Source organism: Cribrihabitans marinus, from assembly GCF_900109035.1.
GTDB classification, from domain to species: domain Bacteria; phylum Pseudomonadota; class Alphaproteobacteria; order Rhodobacterales; family Rhodobacteraceae; genus Cribrihabitans; species Cribrihabitans marinus.
The window spans coordinates 1-6,193 of the sequence record NZ_FNYD01000026.1 but is presented as its reverse complement, the minus strand read 5'-3'; the positions used below and the strand labels follow the sequence as shown (position 1 = coordinate 6,193).

The following is a 6,193-nucleotide window of genomic DNA, read 5'->3' as shown; positions in this document are numbered from 1 at the left end:
TTCATCGTAGGAGAGGTATTGGAGTTTTTACTAGGTTTGGCGATGACCTACTCTCCCGGGGCTTGAGCCCGAGTACCATTGGCGCTTCGGTGCTTAACGACCGGGTTCGGAAAGGGACCGGGTGTTTCACGCGTGCTATGATCACCAAACCGAGGAAAAACTCCACGTCGCGGTTTTGCGGAGCAAAACGCGACGGGCAGGAGGCAGCGTGTCCACGAAGTGGGTGCGCGTTCCTGCTCGGTTGTCAATCAACACCGTCGCTTCTGCCGTGTGCGGAAGCGGCGGTGTTGTCCATGTCGTTGTGTTTGGGATTTTGTATGCTTGGTCTGGTTCCAGTCTTTCTGTTTCTGGATCGGTTCAAGCCTATCGGACGATTAGTACCGGTCAACTGAACGCATTGCTGCGCTTACATCTCCGGCCTATCGACGAGGTGGTCTACCTCGGTCCTCAGGGATACCTTGTTTTGAGGGGGGCTTCCCGCTTAGATGCCTTCAGCGGTTATCCTGTCCGATCATAGCTACCCTGCACTACCGTTGGCACGATAACAGGTCCACCAGTGGATCGTTCACCCCGGTCCTCTCGTACTAGGGGCAACTCCTCTCAAGTATCCTACACCCACGGCAGATAGGGACCGAACTGTCTCACGACGTTCTAAACCCAGCTCACGTACCTCTTTAAACGGCGAACAGCCGTACCCTTGGGACCTGCTCCAGCCCCAGGATGAGATGAGCCGACATCGAGGTGCCAAACACTGCCGTCGATATGGACTCTTGGGCAGTATCAGCCTGTTATCCCCGGCGTACCTTTTATCCGTTGAGCGATGGCCCTTCCACTCGGGACCACCGGATCACTATGGCCGTCTTTCGACTCTGCTCGACTTGTCAGTCTTGCAGTCAGGCTGGCTTCTGCCATTGCACTCAACGAGCGATTTCCGACCGCTCTGAGCCAACCTTCGCGCGCCTCCGTTACGCTTTAGGAGGCGACCGCCCCAGTCAAACTACCCGCCACGCAGGGTCCCGGATCCGGATGACGGACCGCGGTTAGACATCAAGAGTGCGAAGGGTGGTATCTCAAGGGAGGCTCCACCGGAACTGGCGTCCCGGGTTCGAAGCCTACCACCTATCCTGCACATCACAATCCTGATGCCAGTGCGAAGCTGTAGTAAAGGTGCACGGGGTCTTTCCGTCTAACCGCGGGAAGCCTGCATCTTGACAGGCAATTCAATTTCGCTGAGTCGATGTTGGAGACAGCGGGGAAGTCGTTACGCCATTCGTGCAGGTCGGAACTTACCCGACAAGGAATTTCGCTACCTTAGGACCGTTATAGTTACGGCCGCCGTTTACCTGGGCTTCAATTCAAGGCTCTCACCTCTCCTTTTAACCTTCAGGCACCGGGCAGGCGTCAGACCCTATACGTCGTCTTGCGACTTCGCAGAGCCCTGTGTTTTTAATAAACAGTCGCCACCCCCTGGTTTGTGCCCCCAGCCCCTAGTTGCCTAGGAACCGGGCCTCCTTCTCGCGAACTTACGGAGGTATTTTGCCGAGTTCCTTCAACATCGTTCTCTCAAGCGCCTTGGTATGCTCTACCAGTCCACCTGTGTCGGTTTAGGGTACGGTCTGATGGAGGGCTATTTCCTGGAACTGCTCAGCGGCCCGACCAATCCGATAAGGTCGAACAACATCCGCAATCCGTCACATCCTCCTGGCCCAGTAATATTAAACTGGTTCCCATCGCCTACGCCTTTCGGCCTCGGCTTAGGGGCCGGCTTACCCTGCTCAGATTAGCTTTAAGCAGGAACCCTTGGACTTTCGGCGAGAGTGTCTCTCACACTCTTTGTCGCTACTCATGTCATCATTCTCACTAGTGATCTCTCCACGGGATCGCTCACGCGCCCGCTTCATCGAAAGAACTCTCTCCTGCGCTACCGCCTGTTCGGCTACTTGAGCGCGGTTGCCCGCGCCGCATAACCGGCGGCAATACAGGATGAGTTCTATGTCACACTACGCTCTGCTACCATGCGCTATGCGCATCCTAAGCTTCGGCTCATGGCTTGAGCCCCGTTACATCTTCGCCGCAGGACAACTTGTTTAGACCAGTGAGCTGTTACGCTATCTTTAAAAGATGGCTGCTTCTAAGCCAACTTCCTGGTTGTTTTGGTCGTCCCACCTGCTTTCCCACTTAGCCATGAATTGGGGGCCTTAGCTGTAGGTCAGGGTTGTTTCCCTCTCCACTACGGACGTTAGCATCCGCAGTGTGTCTGCCATCTAGTACTCCCGGGTATTCGGAGTTTGGTTAGGATCAGTAAGCCTGTGGGGCCCCATTACCCATCCAGTGCTCTACCCCCCGGGGTATTCGGATGACGCTCTACCTAAATAGATTTCGCAGAGAACCAGCTATCTCCGAGTTTGATTGGCCTTTCACCCCTAGGCACAGCTCATCCCGATCCTTTTCAACGGATGTGGGTTCGGTCCTCCAGCAAGTGTTACCTTGCCTTCAACCTGGCCATGCCTAGATCACTCGGTTTCGGGTCTGATCCCACGAACTCGACGCCCTATTAAGACTCGCTTTCGCTGCGCCTACACCTAACGGCTTAAGCTTGCTCGTGAGACCAAGTCGATGACCCATTATACAAAAGGTACGCCGTCACCCCGCAAGGAGGCTCCGACTGATTGTAGGCGTTCGGTTTCAGGTACTGTTTCACTCCCCTCGTCGGGGTGCTTTTCACCTTTCCCTCACGGTACTGGTTCACTATCGGTCAGCAAGGAGTACTTAGCCTTCGAAGGTGGTCCTCCGATCTTCAGACAGGATTTCACGTGTCCCGCCCTACTTAATACGTCCGTCAGAGCTTCGAATACGGGGCTGTCACCCGCTATGGCCCAGTTTCCCAACTGGTTCTTCTCACTCATCCGGCTCGGCTGGTCCCCGTTCGCTCGCCGCTACTGGGGGAGTATCAATTGATGTCCTTTCCTCCGGGTACTTAGATGTTTCAGTTCCCCGGGTTCGCCTTTATAACCCTATGTATTCAGGTCATAAATACTTGGTTCTACACCCTGATAACCACTTCGCCGCAACGCCCGGTGCCGATCCGCAAGGATCGGTGTACCTGCATTGAGCAGGCACGGAGTGTGCGTTATTGCGAAGCAATAACAGAATGTAATCAAGTGGGTTGCCCCATTCGGAAATCCATGGATCAAAGCCTATTCTCGGCTCCCCATGGCTTATCGCAGAGTATCACGTCCTTCATCGCCTCTTGCTGCCAAGGCATTCACCAAACGCCCTTCTCGCGCTTGATCCGATCCAGAAAGAGAAAGACTGCACAACGTGCACTACCGCCTATTCGGCTACTTGAGTGCGTGATCCCCTTCGGCCTCTCGGCCTGCGGGGATCGCCCTGCATCGATCCGGCAACCCAGCTGGTAACTAAAGGTCGCCTTTCTTTCTGAACCAGAAGCATACTATCCCGCGTCATTCCCGAAGGAATGACACTTTCGGCCCATGTCCGTGCAAGACATGAGCCAGGTTAGTTTACTTGACTTGGACAACTCTGTTCGTTTCGACCGGGATACGCAAACTCGGGCCGGCTAGACCCAACCTGCGCCGCCTGCCCCGAAGGACAGAACCGACCGAGACCGATGCCACACTCGGCACGGTCAAACAGTGTTGATTGATTTCTCTCTATACGATGTCAAATGATCTCCGAAGGAGACCGTTTGGGTGCGAGACAGCGTATCCTCGAATAGGATGCGCGTTCGCACTCCGTAGCCTGTTGAGAACAGACATCTCAGCATTCCAGGGAATGCTCAGAAGTGTGTTCTGGATGACCAGGACAAAGACCGGACCCGCTCTCATTGCTTTTGCTCCGCAAAAGCAACTGCCGCTCCGTGCTGCCTGCAACCGTGGCTCGTTTCATTTTGCTGCGCAAAAAGAAACGGTGGTGGGTCGAGGAGGACTTGAACCTCCGACCTCACGCTTATCAGGCGTGCGCTCTAACCACCTGAGCTACCGACCCAGCTGATCCCGCCTCGCGGGATCGGCGTCGCCCTGGCAGGGTATTCCGAAGGAATGTCCCGAGAAGGGCCTGCCCGGCATGTGGTTTTCTCAAAGGGCCGGCGGCACAATGCTCCGCGCCTCGCAAAAGGCTTGGTGGAGCCTAGGAGGATCGAACTCCTGACCTCCTGAATGCAAATCAGGCGCTCTCCCAGCTGAGCTAAGGCCCCTTGCCGGATCCCGCGCCAACCGCAAGATCCTGATTTCCTGAAGAGATATGAGGACGGTCCAGTTCTCATCAGTGTCCTACCGCCTATTCGGCTACTTGAGGACCTGATGGTTTGAGACGCTTTGATTGCGTCTCTTGCTAAGTGTTCCACGATCAAGAGCAAGCTCGAGATGCCAGGAACATCCTTAGAAAGGAGGTGATCCAGCCGCAGGTTCCCCTACGGCTACCTTGTTACGACTTCACCCCAGTCGCTGAGCTCACCGTGGTCCGCTGCCCCCTCGAAAGGTTGGCGCACGGCCTTCGGGTGAACCCAACTCCCATGGTGTGACGGGCGGTGTGTACAAGGCCCGGGAACGTATTCACCGCGTCATGCTGTTACGCGATTACTAGCGATTCCGACTTCATGCCGTCGAGTTGCAGACGACAATCCGAACTGAGATGGTTTTTGGGGATTAACCCACTGTCACCACCATTGTAGCACGTGTGTAGCCCAACCCGTAAGGGCCATGAGGACTTGACGTCATCCACACCTTCCTCCCGCTTATCACGGGCAGTTTCCCCAGAGTGCCCAGCCGAACTGCTGGCAACTGAGGATGTGGGTTGCGCTCGTTGCCGGACTTAACCGAACATCTCACGACACGAGCTGACGACAGCCATGCAGCACCTGTCACCGAGTCACCGAAGTGAAAGACCCATCTCTGGGCCGGTCCCGGGATGTCAAGGGTTGGTAAGGTTCTGCGCGTTGCTTCGAATTAAACCACATGCTCCACCGCTTGTGCGGGCCCCCGTCAATTCCTTTGAGTTTTAATCTTGCGACCGTACTCCCCAGGCGGAATGCTTAATCCGTTAGGTGTGACACCGAACAGCATGCTGCCCGACGTCTGGCATTCATCGTTTACGGTGTGGACTACCAGGGTATCTAATCCTGTTTGCTCCCCACACTTTCGCACCTCAGCGTCAGTATCGAGCCAGTGAGCCGCCTTCGCCACTGGTGTTCCTCCGAATATCTACGAATTTCACCTCTACACTCGGAATTCCACTCACCTCTCTCGAACTCAAGACTAACAGTTTTGGAGGCAGTTCCGGGGTTGAGCCCCGGGATTTCACCCCCAACTTGCTAATCCGCCTACGTGCGCTTTACGCCCAGTAATTCCGAACAACGCTAACCCCCTCCGTATTACCGCGGCTGCTGGCACGGAGTTAGCCGGGGTTTCTTTACCTGCTACCGTCATTATCTTCACAGGCGAAAGAGCTTTACGACCCTAAGGCCTTCATCACTCACGCGGCATGGCTGGATCAGGGTTGCCCCCATTGTCCAAGATTCCCCACTGCTGCCTCCCGTAGGAGTCTGGGCCGTGTCTCAGTCCCAGTGTTGCTGATCATCCTCTAAAACCAGCTATAGATCGTAGACTTGGTAGGCCGTTACCCCACCAACTATCTAATCTAACGCGGGCCGATCTCTCTCCGATAAATCTTTCCCCCAAAGGGCGTATACGGTATTAAACCCAGTTTCCCGGGACTATTCCGTAGAGAGAGGCACGTTCCCACGCGTTACTAACCCGTCCGCCGCTAGACCCGAAGGTCTCGCTCGACTTGCATGTGTTAAGCCTGCCGCCAGCGTTCGTTCTGAGCCAGGATCAAACTCTCAAGTTGAAACGCCCCGAAAGACGTATCCTTGACAGTCGAACCTCTGCACATCTTCAGTGCGCTACCGCTCCGCTACTTGAGCGCATCAGTCGCTCGCGCAACCAACACCCCAATCACCGAAACAGATCACCCCACCCGGCTAGGCGGGGACGCACCGAAAGTCATCTGTCTTGTGCTTCAGTCTCCGAAGAAACAAAAGCCGCAAAACAGTGAAGCTGACACCGGTCATCGGAACACAAGGCCCCTACCGGCGCGACATACAGACACTCAATCCATCGAAATGAACCAAACCGCCCGCATATCTCTTCAGATATCCAAAATGTCAAAGAGC

General features: G+C 55.3%; 2 tRNA genes and 3 rRNA genes. All 5 read right to left on the bottom strand.

Annotation, left to right across the window (positions count from 1 at the left end):
* Positions 1-34: 34 nt before the first annotated feature.
* The 5 genes from rrf to BMX57_RS20150 all read right to left on the bottom strand — a co-directional run bounded on the left by rrf (position 35) and on the right by BMX57_RS20150 (position 5,868).
* Positions 35-149, bottom strand: a 5S ribosomal RNA gene (gene rrf / locus BMX57_RS20170).
* A 204-nt stretch (positions 150-353) separates the two neighbouring features.
* Positions 354-3,293 (bottom strand): 23S ribosomal RNA (locus tag BMX57_RS20165).
* A 638-nt stretch (positions 3,294-3,931) separates the two neighbouring features.
* Positions 3,932-4,008 (bottom strand) — tRNA-Ile (locus BMX57_RS20160).
* 132 nt (positions 4,009-4,140) lie between these two features.
* Positions 4,141-4,216, bottom strand: a tRNA-Ala gene (locus BMX57_RS20155).
* Positions 4,217-4,404: 188 nt separating this feature from the next.
* A 16S ribosomal RNA gene (locus tag BMX57_RS20150) occupies positions 4,405-5,868 on the bottom strand.
* Together the 16S, 23S and 5S rRNA genes with 2 tRNA genes alongside form the textbook arrangement of a ribosomal RNA operon.
* Between the last annotated feature and the right edge of the window lie 325 nt (positions 5,869-6,193).